General features: G+C 38.8%; 15 protein-coding genes. 5 read left to right on the forward strand and 10 right to left on the reverse strand.

What is annotated here, in order from left to right:
• Positions 1-522 precede the first annotated feature (522 nt).
• The 4 genes from HVN35_07210 to HVN35_07225 all read right to left on the reverse strand — a co-directional run bounded on the left by HVN35_07210 (position 523) and on the right by HVN35_07225 (position 6,839).
• Complete coding sequence (locus tag HVN35_07210) at positions 523-1,224, reverse strand: endonuclease III (protein NYB52326.1); 702 nt, start codon at positions 1,222-1,224, stop codon at positions 523-525.
• Entirely contained in the window at positions 1,221-1,688 is a 468-nt protein-coding gene (locus HVN35_07215) for a GTP-binding protein (protein NYB52327.1), read from the reverse strand. Before HVN35_07215 ends, HVN35_07210 begins: the two co-directional genes overlap by 4 nt.
• Before the next feature lie 758 nt (positions 1,689-2,446).
• Positions 2,447-3,835 carry a 3-phosphoshikimate 1-carboxyvinyltransferase gene (gene aroA, locus HVN35_07220; GenBank protein ID NYB52328.1) on the reverse strand — a complete coding sequence of 463 codons (1,389 nt, stop codon included), beginning with the start codon at positions 3,833-3,835 and terminating at the stop codon, positions 2,447-2,449.
• A gap of 274 nt (positions 3,836-4,109) precedes the next feature.
• Complete coding sequence (locus HVN35_07225) at positions 4,110-6,839, reverse strand: valine--tRNA ligase (protein ID NYB52329.1); 2,730 nt, start codon at positions 6,837-6,839, stop codon at positions 4,110-4,112.
• A 282-nt stretch (positions 6,840-7,121) separates the two neighbouring features.
• Between HVN35_07225 and HVN35_07230 the strand changes: the two genes are divergently transcribed.
• Positions 7,122-7,478, forward strand: a complete 357-nt coding sequence (locus HVN35_07230) for a hypothetical protein (protein NYB52330.1) — start codon at positions 7,122-7,124, stop codon at positions 7,476-7,478.
• 150 nt (positions 7,479-7,628) lie between these two features.
• Complete coding sequence (locus HVN35_07235) at positions 7,629-9,296, forward strand: phenylalanine--tRNA ligase subunit beta (protein ID NYB52331.1); 1,668 nt, start codon at positions 7,629-7,631, stop codon at positions 9,294-9,296.
• Between the two features lie 179 nt (positions 9,297-9,475).
• On the opposite strand, the gene HVN35_07240 is transcribed toward HVN35_07235, so the two are convergent.
• From HVN35_07240 to HVN35_07265, 6 genes are all read right to left on the reverse strand, one after another.
• A complete protein-coding gene (locus HVN35_07240) occupies positions 9,476-9,886 on the reverse strand; it encodes a YjbQ family protein (protein ID NYB52332.1) in 411 nt (136 codons plus the stop codon).
• A gap of 277 nt (positions 9,887-10,163) precedes the next feature.
• Complete coding sequence (locus HVN35_07245) at positions 10,164-10,637, reverse strand: aspartate carbamoyltransferase regulatory subunit (protein ID NYB52333.1); 474 nt, start codon at positions 10,635-10,637, stop codon at positions 10,164-10,166.
• A gap of 265 nt (positions 10,638-10,902) precedes the next feature.
• Positions 10,903-12,114, reverse strand: coding sequence for a preprotein translocase subunit SecD (locus tag HVN35_07250; protein ID NYB52334.1), 1,212 nt, complete (start codon positions 12,112-12,114; stop codon positions 10,903-10,905).
• Positions 12,111-12,950, reverse strand: a complete 840-nt coding sequence (locus tag HVN35_07255; protein ID NYB52335.1) for a protein translocase subunit SecF — start codon at positions 12,948-12,950, stop codon at positions 12,111-12,113. Before HVN35_07255 ends, HVN35_07250 begins: the two co-directional genes overlap by 4 nt.
• Positions 12,951-13,023: 73 nt before the next feature.
• Positions 13,024-13,518 carry an NAD(P)H-dependent oxidoreductase gene (locus HVN35_07260; protein ID NYB52336.1) on the reverse strand — a complete coding sequence of 165 codons (495 nt, stop codon included), beginning with the start codon at positions 13,516-13,518 and terminating at the stop codon, positions 13,024-13,026.
• A 280-nt stretch (positions 13,519-13,798) separates the two neighbouring features.
• Positions 13,799-14,809, reverse strand: coding sequence for an N-acetyl-gamma-glutamyl-phosphate reductase (locus HVN35_07265; protein ID NYB52337.1), 1,011 nt, complete (start codon positions 14,807-14,809; stop codon positions 13,799-13,801).
• 555 nt (positions 14,810-15,364) lie between these two features.
• On the opposite strand from HVN35_07265, the gene HVN35_07270 reads away from it, so the two are divergent.
• From HVN35_07270 to HVN35_07280, 3 genes are all read left to right on the forward strand, one after another.
• A complete protein-coding gene (locus HVN35_07270) occupies positions 15,365-15,820 on the forward strand; it encodes a hypothetical protein (GenBank protein NYB52338.1) in 456 nt (151 codons plus the stop codon).
• A 387-nt stretch (positions 15,821-16,207) separates the two neighbouring features.
• Positions 16,208-17,038, forward strand: a complete 831-nt coding sequence (locus tag HVN35_07275) for a transposase (protein NYB52339.1) — start codon at positions 16,208-16,210, stop codon at positions 17,036-17,038.
• 277 nt (positions 17,039-17,315) lie between these two features.
• Entirely contained in the window at positions 17,316-18,947 is a 1,632-nt protein-coding gene (locus HVN35_07280; GenBank protein ID NYB52340.1) for a TCP-1/cpn60 chaperonin family protein, read from the forward strand.
• The last annotated feature ends 53 nt before the right edge of the window (positions 18,948-19,000 follow it).

Consider the following 19,000-nt stretch of genomic DNA (forward strand, 5'->3'; position numbering starts at 1 on the left):
TTACATTACATATCTCCTACTTTACAGAATTTATTATAACATTGTATTACTTCACTATGTAAATAATTTGTGTTCAATGGGGCCAGTAGTTTATGGGATCTGGTTAATAGTGTTATATTCAAGCAATAACCATTATAGATTATAATCTTCTATAAATTCATTTATCCTCCTCAAAATAGTTAATTATGTCCCTAGATTACTGTAAATAGATTATATAAAGATATTAATTGCATAAGATATTAATTGATTTAAGCTAATGATATTTAGAGCTATAAATTCAGAATAAATGGTAGTAAGTAAAAAAGCTGCAACTATATCTTATATGAAAAGGCTATATCAAAGGAAGTATTCTATCAAAAAGCTTAAAAAACGTTTTATCAGATTAATCTAAAAATCAGATTATTCTAAAACATTAAAAAATTAATTAATTCTTTTTGGTTAAATTAAAACTGTTTATTCTTTTCTTGATTAGCTCTATCATGAGTTAATCTACCACGAGTTAAAAATCCTATTTCAGAGTAATTATTCCAAGTTTAAGTAGAAATCGCACAGTTGCTTAAGTGGACATTCTTCATGACGAGGGGATTGAGGTCGGCAGATTGTCTGTCCAAACTGCACCATTAAATCATTCAGTTCAATCCAGTAATCCTTTGGAATAAGTTTTGTGAGTTCTTTCTCGGTTTCTTCAGGAGTTTTAGTATCAACCAGGCCCAGTCGATTACTGATACGGTGCACATGAACATCCACGGGAATGGCTGGTATTTGAAATCCATAAACCAGAACACAGTTAGCTGTCTTGCGTCCCACACCTGGAAGTTCAAGCAGTTCTTTCATATTATCTGGGACTTTTCCTTTGAATTCATCCCGGATTTTACGTGATACATCTACAATGCGTTTGGCTTTAACATGATAAAAACCAGCAGGACGAATTAAAGGTTCTAATAGGAGAGGATCCGCATTGGCGATGTCTTCTAGGGTATGATATTTGGAAAAAAGCTGACTGGTTGCACGGTCCGTGTTATCATCCCGAGTTCGCTGGGAGAGAATGGTTCTAATAAGCACTCGGTAGGGATCACCATCTTCAAAGACTCTCAAGTCATATAACTGTTGCAAGTGGTCTATAATCAGGTCGATACGTTCTTCCACTTTGACTAGTGATTTTCTCTTATAATGATCCTTAAAAGTTTTTCTTTGGGCTGCTTTTTCAGGTTTTTTGATAATCATCGCCCCAGCTTGACCATTTCCATTAGTAATTCCAGACCATGGTGTATTCCTTCCCCTTCATGGGCTATGGTGGGAATTATAGGTGCATCAGAATTTATTTCTAATCTACCGGAGTTCAAATCCTGTTTATTGGCAAAAACCACATAAGGGATCTTATATTGTTCCAGGCGTTCTAAAATTTCTTGATCAGTGGGTGTGATTCCGTTACTGTTATCAACCACCAGTATGGCACCATCCAAACCTTCAGACAGAATCCTGCGCATGAACTTGAAGCGTTCCTGACCAGGGGTGCCAAAGAAATGGACCTTTTCCCCTCCGATCATGGTGCTCCCATAATCCAGGGCAGTTGTGGTGCCGTTATATTCTACTTTAGCCCGGTTATGACATATCTGCTCCAGAGTGGTGGTCTTCCCTGAGTTATGAGCGCCCATTACCACGATTTTTGTTTCCTTGTTATTTTTCATATAGCCACCTGCACATGTAACTTTAAATTATCCCCTATCAATTATCCCTGCATTCTCCTCGTAGTTCCTCTTAGGTATTTTTTAACCCTTCTTCTATTGTTCCACTTATGATTAATTAGATGTCTCTCCAAACCAGTGGCCTGTCCAAACCCACCAGAAAAATATTCAAGTATATGCATAGCTCAAACCTATCAGATTAACTCATAACTATTTATGCTATTAATCATGGCTTATATATAACTATTTCTTTATTAGGGTATTTTTCATCATCTAATTATGCCTACACTTATCTGTTAAATTCTCTATTAATTCATCACTTCATATTCAACCCAAGATACTAATTGAAGTTCTATAAACGGTTCGAATGATATTTTTCCTAATCAGTAAGATTTTCCTAATCATTTAGACTTTCCCTTCATGTAAAAAACTAAATTTTTTCGTGAACTTCTTAATTTCAGGGGCTGCGCCAAATCCTAATCAATATAATGGACTCAAAACACCAGAAAATTAAAAATAGGACTAATGATTACATATGAATCGAAAAAATGAAATTTCGATTTAGAAAGACTTTTAAAAAGACCAAAAACTTTATAATTATTCTAAAAACCCTTATATTTATTCAATAAAGACCAAAAACAAAATCAAAACAAAATAAATGAATTCGATTTTTTTAAAATAAGAAAGTGTATGGGAAAAGAATAGGGGTTAAAATTTAATGGAATCTGAGAAAAATATGAACAATATTAAAGCCTTAAATCCTATAAAATCTCAATAGGGCATCCCAGACTTTTCATAATCTGAGGAAAGTTAGGGAAGGAGACTTGATGGACTTCAGAGTTTCTTATGCGCACTCCTCCAGTAACCAGCCCCACCAGGCTAAGGGCCATTACTAGGCGGTGGTCGCCATGGCTATCTACCACACCTCCCCTGGCACCTCCCTGGATAGTGAGGCCATCTTTTTCTTCTATGAGTTTAACTCCAAGTTTGGCTAGTTCCAGTGCCATGGTGTGCACTCGGTCAGTTTCCTTGAAACGCGCATGTTCCACTCCGGTTATGTGAGAGGTTCCTTGAGCCACAGCAGCCAGGGATGCAACTGTGGGCAGAAGATCGGGTGTGTTTTCCAAGTTCACGTCAATGGCCTTAAGAGATCCAGTGTATAGTTCACCATCCTGAGATTTTCTCCCCCCATGATCTTCACTCCCACCCTTATCTTCAATTCCTGGATAATCAGCAATTTTCGAGTTGTTCCCTGATTTAAAATCATTCCCAGGACCATGAACTACAACTTGGTCCTTCATAACCTTAATTTTAGCACCCATTTTTTCTACAATGTCCAGTATTACCTTATCTCCCTGTTTCGAATCAGAAAATAAGTTCTTCACCGTAACTTCTCCGTCGAGGATAGCGGCTGCTCCGATAAGGTAGGATGCAGAGGAATAATCTCCTTCGACGGTGTAGTTCTGGGCATGATAAATTTGCCTTTCCACGTGGAAATGATTCATTTGTGTTTGCTGTACTTGAACCCCGAACTTTTCCATTATATCCAGTGTCATCTTCACATAGGGCTGGCTTTTAAATTCACCCACCACCTCTAAATCCACTGGACTCTGGGCATAGGGAGCAGAGAGTAAAATGGATGAAATGTACTGAGAACTAACATCACCTTTAATCTGGCTTTCTCCACCAGGAAACCCACTTTCAATGATGATAGGTGGTAAACCATTGTTCCTGGTAGAATGAGCATTAACTCTTAATTTTCTAAGGGCATCCAGCAAATCCTGCATGGGCCGGCTTCGCAGAGAACCATCACCAGTTAATACTGTGTAACCAGGTGTCAGACTGGCCATGGTAGTCAAGAAGCGCAGTGTGGTTCCACTGTTTTTAAGATCCAGAACATCATCTGGTGTTTTCAGATTCCCTGCAGTACCTTTTACTATGCAAACCTCGTCAAAAATCTCTATTTCTGCTCCCAGAGACTGACAGGCTTCAAGTGTGGCTATGGTGTCGGCAGAGTAGAGAGGATCGTAGAGTTCAGATTTTCCCTCAGCCAGGCACGCTAGTAAAAGCGCCCTGTGGGTGTAACTTTTAGAAGGTGGTGCCTTAACCACTCCTTTGATCTTTCCTGCCTGTTCAACTTTAAGCTCCACCAAAATCACCATTTCCTTAGCATTAATCCCTTAGCATTAATATAACTGAACTATATTCTGAACTATTAATAGTGGTATTCATAAATTTTAATTCCCAGTATTTGAAGTTTTTTTCCTAAATTACACTTCCACAGAACGCAATTAGATTTTTTATTAAAGTCCTTTTATTAAAGTTTCAAATTTTTCATCTAGCAAATGGATGATATATTCAACTTACAATTTAGCTCACTAGTTTTTAGAAAATGCCAATTAGAGCTCTATTTTAAAATGAAAGTTAAATAACAACTTCCACCACCAGATCCAGTTCCTCCATGAGGATTAATTCAACTTTTTCTCCCATTTTTCCCACTAACTCTTTACTGTAGGAAACATGGTCTAGGGTAACCTTTGATCCTTCTATGTCAATGAAACCATTTTTTTCAAGTGTTTCTGCTATCATTTGAGGATCATTTGACTGCAGATACTTTACAATTACTGGTGCTTGACCCTTGAACTCTGGTCCGATTTTATCCATCCTGGGAGTGATTTCCACCACTTTTTCACGAACATGGGGTTTCCCTTCCTGAATACTAAGGTCTTGTATACGCATGGTGCCTTTAACATCTTCCTTGAGGATTTCTAGCTGTTCGTACGTATCTTTAGAACCAGCATATATGGTGGCTGATTTTAGTGGAGTGTTTAATGGCATTTTACTACTGGCTTTGAAGCGTCTGAGTTGGCTGATTACTTCTACTCCCACTCTACCAGCATCATCAGCAGATTCATCCACCAGGCTGGGGTTAACTTCAGGCCAGCTTTGGGTGTGAATACTATTGAATGTTCCTTCCCCATCCCTGGGATCAATTCCAGTTTCATTTCCAGTTCCACTTTCAGCACTTTCTGATCCTTCCAGGTAGTAATGAATTTCCTCAGTAAAGTAGGGAGTGAATGGTGCCATGAGCCTTAAGCATGTGGAGATAACCGTGTTTAAGGTGTAAAGTGCGGCCTGTTTTGATTCTCCTTCATCATCGGTGTAAAGTCTGTATTTGACTGCTTCAATGTAATCATCACAGAAATCATGCCATATATAAGCTTGGATGCTGTTACGGGCCTTTGCAAAGTTATATTCCTCCATGGACTGGGTAACCTGTCCTACCAACTGGTTCAATCCCGATAATATCCATTTGTCCAGTGGCTTTAAGGCGGGTATTAATTTAGCTTCATCTATGTTTTTATCATAGTTTTTAAGGTGCAAGTTAACGAAGCGGAATGCATTCCAGAATTTCCTGAGGAATTTGTATCCGTGCTGCACATCCTTCCAGGCAAAGGGTACATCAGATCCAGGCACACTGTTGGATGCCCATAAACGTAGGGCATCAGCACCGTATTTTTCCACCACCTCTTCTGGTTTGATAACATTTCCCCGGGATTTACTCATCTTATGACCATCTTCCCCGAATACCATACCATTTACCACCACACTGTCAAATGGTGCTTCTCCAGTAATGGCCAGACTTCGGAGTATGGTGTAAAAGGCCCAGGTACGTATTATATCGTGTCCCTGCTGTCGGATGCTTGAAGGGAATAGTTCCTTGTATTGGGGGGATGGCCAGCCAGCTATAACCAGTGGGGTGATGGAACTGTCCATCCAAGTGTCTAAAACATCTTCTTCAGCCGTAAAATCTTCACATCCGCAACTGCAGGGTTTATTGGGTTTACTTTGGGTGGGATCAATGGGAAGTTCATCCTCGGAAGGTAAAATTACCTCTCCGCACTCGTTACAGTACCATACTGGTATGGGGGTGGCAAAAATTCGCTGTCTGCTAATGCACCAGTCCCAGTCCATGCTGCCTGTCCAGTTTAAAAGACGTGTTTTCATGTGTTCAGGCATCCATTCCATGCTTTGAGCTGCTTCAACTATCTGACTGTTCAGTTCTTTAACTGCCACGAACCACTGTTTTTTAACCAGAATCTCGATGGGTGTTTTGCACCTCCAGCACTGCCCCACATTCTGATCCACTTTTTCTTTTTTGATGAGGAATCCTTCCGTTTCAAGGTCCTTCACAATGGCTTCTTTACATTCCTTGAGAGTGAGTCCACTGTACTTTCCGCAGACATCCTGCATTATTCCCTGTTCATTAATGGCTTCAATAATCTCCAGGTCGTAACGGTTAACCCAAGTTACATCAGTCTTATCCCCGAAGGTACAGATCATAACTGCACCGGTACCAAACTCTGGATCAACTTCTTCATCAGTGATGATTTCCACTTCCCGGTTGAACAATGGAAGCTGAACTTTTTTCCCAGTAAGGTGCTGGTAGCGTTCATCTTCAGGGTGGACCACTACTGCTACACATGCTGCAAGTAATTCTGGCCGGGTGGTGGCAATACGTACACCAGATTCACCGGAAGCATCAGGAAATAGGAGGTAGTTCAGGTATGTTTCATTTTCCTGGTACTCAACTTCTGCAAAAGCGATGGCAGTTTCACAGCGGGGACACCAGTTCACCGGGTGCACTGCCCGGTAGATAAGGCCCTCATGGTACATCTTCAGGAAACTCTTCTGGGTTTTCTCCTTGTACTCAGGGGTCATGGTCACATATTCCTGTGTCCAGTCCTGGGAATAACCCATGCGTTGCATCTGAGTCTTCATACCTTTAATATTCTCACCAGTTAATTCAATGCACATCTGCCGGAATTCTTCCCTGGGAACATCATTTTTTTTAATACCATGGATTTCTTCCACCTTGACCTCGGTGGGTAGGCCATGACAATCCCATCCCTGGGGGAAAAGAACTGAATATCCCTGCATACGTTTCCATCTGGCTAATAGATCCATGTATAACCAGTTTAGTACGTGGCCTATGTGAATTGAACCGGTAGGGTATGGTGGTGGTGTGTCTATAATGTAACGGGGTCGTTTATCATCTTTGTTAAACCGGTAAAGGTCGTTCTTTTGCCAGGTTTCCAGCCATTCAGTCTCTTTTTGGTGATGGTAATCCTTGGGAACCTCAATTTCTTTCATATCTAGTACTCCTCTAAAATGGAAATCTTTATAAAATCTAAAATCAGCCATTGATAGCTAAATTAGTATTAATTAAACTAGATTGATACAAATTAAAATATATATGCTTTCAAGTTAAGTATTTTGTAAGTTTATTAGGCAATGTATTATATTTTAAACTGAGAAATAGTTTAAGGTATAGTCAAATTATGGTATAAAGTTACGTTAAAAAAACTAGGAAAAATAACTTTGTCCCAAACAAGTTATAGCCACCATTATTATGTTAGGCAACGGTGATAACAAATGGAAATGCTGTGGTTTTACATTGCTGTAATCTTGGCCATAAGTGATGAAGTACATGGTCAAATATTCTGGAAGCTGTTTTTCGACTTCTACGTACTACTGGCTGGATTAATCAAAAAGATTGTAGGATCCACTATTACCATGTGGATAGTTCATGAACTCTTGGAAGCCATATTCCACTTCATATTACTTTCAATTCTATTCCTCTCTCTGGAAATTGGAATCCTAGCTGCTGCAATCCATTTAGTAATCGATCTGTACCATGAAGCGGTTGGGCTGGAGATGAACTGGTTACAGCACCGTGCACTACACTTCACAGTTGAATCACTGTTTTTCATTATGATACTGGGTGTTTGAATCAATAACATTCAATTTTGTGTTATTAAAAACAGTAATGGTGATGATCCTTAGATAGGGGTTTTAAGTTAAGTTCCATTTAGGTTCTTACAACTTGAGTTATAAAAGTTAATATAATCCTTCTAAAAGACAATTAAATGAGGAAAGTTTATGCCTGTAATAAAATTCACCTATAAAGACTTGGAAGATTTATTAAAACAACCAATTGACAAGGATGAACTCATAGACCTACTTCCTATGATCAGTAGTGATATTGAGGATTATGATGATGAACAAGTGAAGGTAGAATTCTTCCCTAACCGTCCAGATTTCCTCAGTGTGGAGGGAGTGGCTCGAACCATCAAAGGTTTTCTGGGAATAGAAGTAGGTATCCCACAATATCATCTGGAACCATCCCACACTAGCATCACTATTGACCCTGAACTAAAAGATATCCGGCCTTACACTGCCTGTTGTCTGGTTTTAGATGTTCAACTTACTGAAGATAAATTAGTACAGGTCATGGACTTCCAGGAAGACTTACACTGGGTTATGGGCAGGGACAGGAAAAAAGTAGCCATAGGTATCCATAACCTGGATGTATTGAAAGGACCTTTCCGTTATCTGGCTGCCGATCCAGATGAAACATCCTTCAAACCCCTGGAAATGGATGAAGAGATGACCCTCAGAGAGATACTCACAGAACACAAGAAAGGAAAAGCATACGCACATTTGTTAGACCAATATAACAAATATCCTTTGATCATGGATTCAGAGGATCAAATTCTTTCAATGCCACCAATAATCAATGGAGAACTCACAAAACTCACTGCAGACACTAAAAATCTATTTATCGACGTTACTGGAACAGAAAAACAGGCTGTGGAGCGCACATTAAACATTATAGCCACTAGCTTCGCAGAAGCAGGAGCCCAAATCCAGACCATGGAAAACATCTACCCAGATGAAACATTCACCAGACCAGACCTAACACCAAAAGAAAAAGTTCTTAGGGTTAAAAATACAGAAAAAATCACAGGACTCTCTTTAACTCCTCAAAATGTGGTTGAAGCCCTGGAAAAGGTGCGTCTCAGTGCTGAGATCATTGATGAGGATAGGATTAAGGTTAAAATTCCACCTTACCGGGTGGACATACTCCATGAGGTTGACCTCATCGAAAATGTGGCTATTGGTTATTGCTTCAGGAAAATAGAACCAGAACTCCCACGTGTGGCTACTGTGGGCCGGGAAGACCCTTATCAGGATTTCGATCAGAACGTGCGGGAGATCATGAATGGTTTATCATTTTCTGAGGTCATGAGTTTAATGCTCACCAATGAAGAGAGTCATTACCATAAAATGAAACTCAGAGAAACAGAAAGGGTAGAAGTGGCCCAGCCCATCAGCCAGGACCGAACCATGATAAGGCAGAGTCTTCTTAATGGCTTACTAGAATTTTTAGAAGATAACAAACACGAAGAACTCCCTCAGAAGATTTTTGAAGTTGGAGAGACAGTCTTTCTGGATAGTGAGAAAGAAACCATGACAGTGGGGGTTAAAAAGATGGCAGCCATGGTCACCCACTCCCAAGCAAACTTCACCGAGATAAAATCCATCAGTGACTCATTTATAAGAAATCTTGGCCTGGAAATGCAACTAGAAGATTTGGATCATCCTAGTTTCATCAAAGGAAGATGTGCCCAGTTGAAAGGTTTAAAAAAAGGAACATCTAGAGTAATGGTAGAAGGATACTTTGGAGAGATGAATCCCGAAGTAATAACTAATTTCCAGCTTGAATACCCAGTTATAGCTCTAGAAGTTGAGTTTAAACATTTTTAAAAAAAATTTCAAAAACTATTTAAGAGGGCTTTAATAACTATATGATCTGAGGGTTATAATGATTTGAAAGCACTCAAAATGAATTAAAAAAGGTTTAAAAATATTTAAAGAGCATTTAACAATAATTAAAAAATTTTAAAAGGAATAAATTAAAAAGGAATAAATTAATTATTTTATGTTTATTCTCCCATTATGGTTACTGTTAACTTCCGATGCCTTGGTCCGTCCAGTTCAACAAAGAATATGCTCTGCCAGGTGCCCAGCATCAACCTACCATTCTCAATAGGTATTGTTTCGCTACCTCCAATTAAGAATCCACGGATATGACTATCTGCATTGTTATCAATACGGTCATGCTGGTAGCCTGCATTCTGGGGAACAAGTTTCTGTAATGCTAATTTAAAATCAGAGATTAAACCAGATTCATTCTCGTTTATAGCCACTCCAGATGTTGAGTGACGACTGTATACATTTAACAGTCCCTCTTTAATACCACTACGTGTTAAAACGCCCTCCACTTCACGGGTTATATCCTGTATTTCCACCCTTTCTGAAGTTCTAATTTCAATTATTTCGCGGATAGTTTTCAATAAACATTCACCCCCTTATTAAAGATTAGTGATTTTGGATTTGAGCAATTAATCCCATAAACGCTTGAATTCCATAAAAATTCCATAATTGCCATGGTTACAATTTAGACATCTTATCATTACCATATAATTGTTTTAATCGATTTTTTTTAATTAATTGTTAAATAATTGATGTTAAATAATTGAATCTGATAATTTGATCGAATATTCTAATAATGTTTCTAATATTATGAAGGTACTATAGAGGTACTGATAAGTAATAATATAATAATTTTTTCTAAAAGACCAGGAATTGTGTTTCAACTTCGCTTTGATCCATAATCCTTTCACAGTAGTGGCAACGAAGTATTAAGGGGTCGTTATCAAGTACGGTGAAACGGGTGTTAACCGGCTCCTCAGTGTTAGTGATACAGTTGGGATTGGAGCAAGTTAGAATATTCTTAATTTCATCTAAAAGATTGACTTTACCTTTGGCAACAATTTCATAATCTCTGATAATATTAATGGTGGCGTGGGGTGCTATAAGTGCAATTTCATCCACTTCACGCGATGCAAGTTCCCTTCCTTCAATTTTAACAATGTCCTTACTTCCCATCTGACTTGATTGCACATTCATAGCCAGGGTAACCGAAGTTTTCGAACTGGGAAGGCCCAGAATTTTAAGGACCTTAAGGGCGTTATTAGCACTTATGTGGTCGATCACTGTACCATTTTTAATGGGTTTTACCTTCAATTCTCGAGGAGTTTTCATGATACACCCTTTGCTAATTCTAATGATTATATTCAAATATTCTAATGATTACTATTCAAATAATATTTTATAAGATTATCCCCAGGCATGTGAAAGTGGATTTATGAAAATTTTAAACACCATAAAATTGATTTTATATTGAATTCTTACATGCAAACAGTTTCTAACATTTAAAAGCATCTTAAATAATTTAAAATAGATTTTTTGAATTAATTAATACTTTTCTAATAAAAAAAATTAGTAAAGAAGAAAAAAATTTATTAATTTATTTTTTAGGGTCCAGAGTTAGTTCTATGAACTTTGCATACACTGGTCTGGTTAAAAATATTCCAATTAGAACTCCCAGAACAGTGGTGAATGCGAAACCAGAGAGAACACCTATTCCAGTAGCACCACGACTGAAACCTATGTAGGCCAGTGGTAGCATGGCAGCTATAAGGGTTCCGGCAGCTGCGAATATGATGAAAAACGCCTTTTTTATCTGTGTGCGGACTCCAGAGATTCTTTTCTTCTCACGGAATCCTTTAAGCACTTCATCAGTGATTATGATCTGATCATCAACTCCAGTACCAATAGCTGCCAGTATACCTGCAATGGCTGCCAGGTCAATGTTCCAGTGGATTACAGCTGCAGCACCTAGAATCAGAATAAGTTCAGCTATGGTGGTTAACATAATGGGAATAACCAGTATAGGCCGACGATATCTGATCATTATGATGGCCGAGATTACCAGCAAGGCAAGAACTCCTGCTATTAGCGCTCCATTTTTAAACTGATCTCCTAGTTCTGCAGAAACACTGCTCACACCCACTATTTTAACCTTAACTGGGAGAGCACCAGACTGGAGTAATGTTTGAATACTTTTTGCCTCTTTCTGTGCCTCTTCCTTAGTAGCTTCCCCACCACTGATCATTACCTCAGTGGATGGCTGTCCATTAGCCAGTTCAGCAGAAAGCTCTGGAGAAGTGATTAACTCATCATCAAGGTACATCTCCACAGGCACCCCTGCCTGTCCCTTAGCTACTTGGGCAAAACGGTTAGCACCCTCCAGTGAAACCTTAAACGGAACTTGCCATTGGGTTCCCATAACCTGATATGGTTGTACATTGGTGATATCAGAACCCACCAGAGCGGTCTTGTTGTTAATTTTGGCTTCGAATTTACCATTGGTTCCCACGATTTTGGCCACATCATCGGGTTGAACTCCAGCAATTTCCACAATCACATTCTGATTTCCACTGGGATAGACTTTAACATCTTTCACACCGAAAATGTTCAACCTTTTATCCAGAACTGCGGTAACCGTGCTCATGGTGGCTGAGTCCACTGGTTGTTCCAGCTGTATCTGAATCACGGAACCACCCTTTAGATCTAAACCTTCTTGTATTCCGAAGGCAGATATTGCTGCTATACTTCCAATTACCAGCAAGATAAGTAGTAAAACTCGTTTATCTTTGAGAAGTTCTTCGTATCTCATTTTCTTGCCTCCATGTACCATCTAAGGATTCCAAGGTTCATGAGCCAGGTGGCCAGAACATCTGCTACAAGTCCTATTATCAGCACCGCAGCAATGTTAGCCAGGGTTGAGGCAGCAGGTATTAAGAAAATTGTAACCACATATAAGGCAGCCATAGAACCAATAGCTGCTGCAGCCATGGTCAGACCTGTTTTCATGGCATCAATAGCTCTTTCAGTCACGCTACCTTCGGTTCTTTTCAGAACCCGGGTGGTAAGCAGTATATCCGTGTCTACACTGTAACCAATAAGCATGAGTAAAGCACCCACCGAGGCAACGGAAAGGGGTATGCCAAAGAGGCTCATTCCTCCAATGGCAATGATGATATCAGAAAGGGCTGCAAGAATAACTGCCATGCTGGGCACAAAATTACGGAATATAATAAACACAGTAATGCTCATAAAGATGAAAGCAAATGCCAGTGCATAGTAAACCTGGGTCATTGATTCTTTACCCAGAACCGGACCCACAGAGCGGTAACTGGTTATATTCCCGGTTCCCTTCAGTACTGATGCTAGTTTTACCACGTCTGTATCTCCAACTATCTCCACAGTGGCCTGATTGTTACTAATTGTAACATCAACCTGAGATTTGTTAAGCCCCTTACTAATCAATGATTGCAAATCACTTTGACTAATGGGTTTTTGCAGATCCACCACAGCCACGGTACCACCTTTAAGCTCAATACCCTGTTCAAGGCCTATGGTGGCGGTTATTAAGAGGGCGATAATGGTGATCACCACTGGAATGGCGATGAGTGGTTTGTATGATTCCAGAAACTGTTCTAACTTTAACAATCTAATCACCAGAGTTTCCTGTTATTTCCTATTATTAAAAATTGGATTATGATTATAATATGGAATTTAAATTTCAAATCCCGTATAAAGGGAGGTCTTCTTCTGTTACAATTCTTTTAACCTCTTCAATTAATTGATCTGTTTTTTTATTACCAGTTTTAACCAGGAAGGATTTAATCATACGCCCACCACGGGGTTCTATTTTCTCTCTCATCCTCTCAATTACCTTCTGACCACCGGAACTCCCCATAGTGGCAAACAGGATAACATCTTTACCTTGGAAGTTGCACTGGTCAATGAGGGTTATGATTGCTGGTGCTGGTTTACTGGCCCAGGTGGGGCTACCCACATATACCAAATCGTAATCTGTGAGGTCAACAGTTTCAGGTTTTATCAAAGTTTTATTTTCACGAAAGGCATCCACTGAAGCTTTAAGATAATTCAATGCACCATCTCTTGCATTGAGATCTGTGATTTCAATATAATCTGCATTGACTTCCTGGGCTAATGTCCTGGCTACCAGGGCGGTTTTCCTGGTTCTTGAGTAAAACAGAATCATTGTTTTCATTATTTACCTCAAAATAATCAGGTTAATTTTTAACTGTTATATTTTATTATTTGTAATGGTTTTAATGAACTTGGTTAAATAATTAATGCCATTTTCATTCATCCCTTATTAAGTGAGATGGATGGTATTCAGTTTTTTATTGGAAATTTTTTATTGAAATTATTATTAATTATGTGATAAATTATATGTGAAAATGGTTAAGGTTATGTTTAAATGTTTAAGATTTTTCTAAAAAAATAATTGAAAGGAATGTGAATTGTCCCCTTTAGGTTAGGCTTATTTAGGGGTGCAATCCACAAGCTTCCAGGGACATTGTTTCTGGGAAACCACACATGATGTTCATATTGGCCACTGCTGCACCTGAAGCACCTTTAACCAGGTTATCAATTGCAGAAACAACAACTAACCGTCCATTTTCATCGATTTCAAAGCAACCAATATGGCAGAAGTTGGATCCTCGCACAGCACTTAAACGTGGCATTTCCCCCGCATCCAGAACCCGGACAAATGGTTCATCACGGTAGTGGTCCTGATAACTATGTAGCACATCTTCGGAACTAATTTCTTTCTTGGGGAAGCAATGAATGGTGGTTAAAATCCCTCTGATAACCGGTACCAGATGTGGGGTGAAGGAAACCCGAACATCAGCATACTTTCCCAGTTTTTCCTGAATTTCGGGCATGTGACGGTGGTTGGTGACAGCGTAGGGTACTATATTGTCACTTATGTTGGGATAATGGGTTGCAGGGGTGGGGTTTATTCCAGCACCACTAACCCCGCTTTTAGAGTCAGCAACTATAGTTTCTACCAGTTTTTCTTTCACCAGGGGGATACTGGCAAGGATGGCTCCGGTGGGATAGCATCCAGGGTTAGCAACCAGATTAGCTTTTTTTATCTCATTTCGATACATTTCAGGCATACCATAGACTGCATCCAATGGTCCTGTATGTTTAAGACCATACCACTTTTCGTATACTTCAATATCATCGAAACGGTAGTCACCGCTTAAATCAACCACTTTAACTCCTCTTTCAACCAATTCAGGGACAATTTTCATGGAAGCTCCGTGAGGGGTGGCAGTGAACACCAGATCAACATCCAAATCACCGGGTGTTCTGTTTTCGAAATTCAAATCAACATCCTGTAGATGGGGGTGGACCCTTTGCACGGGTGTGTCAGCGTACTGCCGGGAAGTGGCTGCTACTACTTCAACTTCTTCATGTGTCTCGAGGAACCTTAGTAGTTCTCCTCCTGTATAACCACTGGCTCCAATAATCGCTACTTCTAACATAAGTCTCACATACATTCCTTTGTTGGGATGACTATTATAATATTTTATAGTAAAACTTAGTTTTGGGAAGTAAATAAAAACATTTAGGAAGAATTCAAGACACTTGTATGTAACCTTTTAAAATTTTAAGTTATTTAAAACAGTTGATATTGGCCTTTAAACTTCTATTTACTTCTGATAAAAATGTAATACTTATGCAATACTTATGTAATAGCACTATTTAACGTTTGACTAATTAGATCACTACTAGTTTTAAATTTCGGTAATTCTTTAAAACTATAGGAAGTTATTTAAATGACTTAGGATATTGTAAGTTTAAGACTAATGTCAGATCAAAACTTTTAAAAATGCAATAAAAAGCGCCAAACTAATTGAATTTAGCATAAAATGTTTAAAAGTGATTATAAAATACCATTGAAATCGTCAATGAAATCACCAATTCATCTATTTTTACACCGAGCTTTGATACACCCCACTGTTTGAAAATAGGTTCATTTTTTATATGATAAAAAAAGTTTTATGATGAATAGAGCATTTTTTTTACGGGTGAGGGGCATGGGATATCTAGTTTGTGAAAAGTGTCATTCAAAATACAGATTGAAACCAGGTGAGTTGCCTTCTGATTTTTCAGTTTGTTCATGTGGTGGTAAACTGCAGTATGTAAAGGATTTAAATTCATCAAAACCATCATCATCTGGCTTAAATTTCAGAGCCTTTGGATATAAGCTCAGTAGGAATAAAATGCTCTTTGCTGGGGTTTCTCTGGTGTTATTGTTTATTGTGGTTGGATTAGCTTTGGCTTTCCTTGATCATGGTAGCAGCAATCCTATGGGAAACAATAGCACTGAAAATGATAGTTATTTTGCTGATGTTCAGGTCCCACCCCAGAGTGCATCTCAAGTGGTAATGGGGGCCAACTATATAAAGGTTCCTCAGGGAGCGAAAGTGGTAACCCAGGTGGATCGGATCATAAAGGATCCTGCCACTAAAATTAATCTTATAGGGTGTTAGATTTAATGTGAAAATCTGGGCAATTTTAACTGATTGTTTTGCTTAAATTTGTGTGTATTATAGTTGGTTTATAAAAGTACATTTCAAAATCTTGTTATATTAATTTTAAAGGGTTTTTATATCGAAAAACTTAAATAATGGCTTTTACATAGTATTTTTAGTGATTAAAATGAAAATGCCATTAGTTCACGATATAAAAAACCCTAAATGTAACTTGTTAGACGTAATATTTATAGATATCGACTCTAGAGAAACTCGGCAGGAATTAAGTCGAAATGGAATGAAACCAGTTAATAAAACGTTAGATGCTATAAAAATTAGATTAATCGCCATGTTTTATGGAATTATATTAAATATGTTGTTAATGAGTTAAATAACAGTGAAGATTTGAGAAAAGCATTCAGGTTCAAATCGACTTTAGATTATTTAGAACTTTCAGAGGTTTTCTCACGCTTTGACGACTGCCAAGTACTTGAATTTGTTTTGAAACGTTTAAATAAAGAATTTAAAAAGGATGTGAGGGGAAATAGGAAGATAATCATTGATTCAACGGATATCCGTTTTAGAATAAATCTTGAAAAAAGGTATTATGATGATCGAACTTTAGAAGAAAATGGCTATGAATTTGGCTTTTCTAGCTCCAAAAAGAAATTTATTGGAGGAAAATTAACAATAGCCATGGATTACGACACTTGCCAACCATTAGCCATGCTATTCCACCCCGGTGCAGTTCACGACAGCCAAATTTATCTAGAAATCCTAGAAGACCTGAAAAGAAGAAGAATACTAAAAAAAGGAGACTTAGTGCTAGCTGATAAAGGCTATTTCAGCTTCAAAAACTATGGGTCTGGATTAATGGACTATAAAATCGTTCCTTTAATCCGACCAAAGAAAAATACACGAAAAGACAGAGTTTTCAGCCAATTTAACTACCCATTAGAGTTATGCTGTGTGGAAACTCCATTAAAAACATTATACAGACGTCTAGTGACTAAATTAAGTAAATTATACGACAAATGGGACTATTTAAAGTCCATACGAAGCAAAATTGAAGCTTTTATCAAATTCTTCAAGAATGGAGTCGGTTATGAACAAGTACCATCTTATACATACAAATCAGTAGCAAAAACGACATATTTAAGTGTACTTTTAGCAGCCTTAATAGTATCCAAACTAAAACCAGATAACAAGCAACTACAACGGCTCGCTGAAATGTAAAAATCTAACACCCTATGTATTATAATGTTTTTATAAATTTTTGTTTAAATCCTAAGCATGCCGACAATTATAGAAATATTACACAGATCATTTCCTATCCTAGCAGGTTATGTCTTTGAGATATGATAAATGAGAATTTACTCCATATTACGGAATTAATGTCTTTTATACTAAAACTAATTTCAACTTGAACATGTCTGCCAATGCGCAACATATTTATATAACCTCTAACCCAGTGATAAATTACCAATTGAGAAAAAAATATGGAGATGATATTGTGGCACAATTAGGTGGACAAGGACAACCTATTATTATAATGCCTGAAGGTTCTTCTCGAGTTTTAGGAAGAGACGCTCAGAGAGTGAACATTATGGCTGGAAAAGTTCTCGCAGAAACAATCAGAACCACTCTTGGACCCAAGGGAATGGACAAGATGCTGGTAGACAGTATGGGAGATATCGTAGTTACTAACGATGGTGTAACCATCCTCAGGGAAATGGACATCGAACACCCTGCAGCTAAAATGCTGGTGGAAGTTGCTAAAACCCAGGAAGATGAAGTGGGAGATGGAACCACCACTGCAGTTATCATAGCTGGAGAACTCCTCAAAAAAGCCGAAGACCTCCTGGACCAGGAAATACACCCCACCACCTTGGTAATGGGATACCGCCGAGCCGCAGCCAAAGCACAGGAAATCTTAAACGAAATTGCCATTGATGCTAATGACAGCGAAACTCTCAAAATGGTGGCTATGACTGCCATGACTGGTAAAGGAACTGAAAAAGCACGTGAACCACTGGCAGATCTGGTAGTAAGTGCAGTTATGCAAGTGGAAGAGGATGGAAAAGTAGACCAGGATCATATAAACATCCACAGGATACAAGGTGCTACCATTAACGACTCAACAATTGTTAATGGGGTGGTAATTGACAAAAGTAGAGCAGACAATTCAATGCCGAAAACAATAGAAGATGCTAGAATAGCTCTACTCAAATATCCTATAGAAGTCAAAGACTTGGAAACTGATGCTAAAATCAAACTCACTGACCCGGCCCAGATGCAGGCTTTCATAGAACAGGAAGAACAGATGATCAAGGACATGGTTGATAAAATCGTGGACACTGGAGCCAACGTGTTATTCTGTCAGAAAGGAATTGATGATCTGGCACAGCACCTGCTGGCCAGGGAAGGAATCTTGGCTGTTAAAAGGGTGAGAAAATCTGACATGGAACGCTTAGGTAAAGCAACTGGCGGTCAGCTGGTAACCAACATTGAAGATTTGACATCAGAAGACCTGGGAAAGGCTGGTAAAGTCTATGAGAAGAAGATCTTCGATGAAGTACTAATCTTCGTGGAAGAATGTGTTGAACCAAAGGCAGTATCCCTCATACTCCGGGGAAGTACCAGACACGTAGCTGAAGAAATAGAAAGGGCAGTGGAAGATGCTATTGGAGTGGTTTCAGCCACATTGGAAGATGGAAAAGTGGTAGCTGGAGGCGGAGCACCAGAAATAGCCATAGCCAAAGGATTAAAAGAATACGCGGACACCATAAGTGGCAGAGAACAGCTGGCAGTAGCAGCATTTGCCGAAGCCCTGGAAGTTGTACCCAAAACCCTAGCAGAAAACGCAGGACTGGACCAGATCGATGCACTGGTGGATCTAAGAGCAGCCCATGAAAATAATCCATACATGGGATTAGATGTCTTTAAGGGTGATGTAACTGATATGAAGGAAGCAAAGGTCATTGAACCTCATCGAGTAAAAAAACAGGCCATTCAATCTGCAGCTGAAGCAGCAGAGATGATCCTCCGTATCGATGATATGATAGCTTCCTCAGGCCCAAGCGAACCTGACATGGGTGGAATGGAAGGCATGGGCGGAATGCCCGGTGGAATGCCACCAATGTAAGTCCCATTGGACTAACATCCCTATTTTTATTCTTTTTAATAATATTTACTCAT

This window comes from Methanobacteriaceae archaeon, assembly GCA_013403005.1.
Lineage (GTDB): Archaea > Methanobacteriota > Methanobacteria > Methanobacteriales > Methanobacteriaceae > Methanobacterium.

Excerpts from the sequence above, each read along its gene's own strand:
- HVN35_07210 (NYB52326.1), bottom strand. The coding sequence starts at position 1,224 with ATGATTATCAAAAAACCTGAAAAAGCAGCCCAAAGAAAAACTTTTAAG.
- HVN35_07215 (NYB52327.1), bottom strand. The coding sequence starts at position 1,688 with ATGAAAAATAACAAGGAAACAAAAATCGTGGTAATGGGCGCTCATAAC.
- HVN35_07225 (NYB52329.1), bottom strand. The coding sequence starts at position 6,839 with ATGAAAGAAATTGAGGTTCCCAAGGATTACCATCACCAAAAAGAGACT.
- HVN35_07230 (NYB52330.1), top strand. The coding sequence starts at position 7,122 with ATGGAAATGCTGTGGTTTTACATTGCTGTAATCTTGGCCATAAGTGAT.
- HVN35_07235 (NYB52331.1), top strand. The coding sequence starts at position 7,629 with ATGCCTGTAATAAAATTCACCTATAAAGACTTGGAAGATTTATTAAAA.
- HVN35_07245 (NYB52333.1), bottom strand. The coding sequence starts at position 10,637 with ATGAAAACTCCTCGAGAATTGAAGGTAAAACCCATTAAAAATGGTACA.
- HVN35_07250 (NYB52334.1), bottom strand. The coding sequence starts at position 12,114 with ATGAGATACGAAGAACTTCTCAAAGATAAACGAGTTTTACTACTTATC.
- HVN35_07260 (NYB52336.1), bottom strand. The coding sequence starts at position 13,518 with ATGAAAACAATGATTCTGTTTTACTCAAGAACCAGGAAAACCGCCCTG.
- HVN35_07265 (NYB52337.1), bottom strand. The coding sequence starts at position 14,809 with ATGTTAGAAGTAGCGATTATTGGAGCCAGTGGTTATACAGGAGGAGAA.
- HVN35_07270 (NYB52338.1), top strand. The coding sequence starts at position 15,365 with ATGGGATATCTAGTTTGTGAAAAGTGTCATTCAAAATACAGATTGAAA.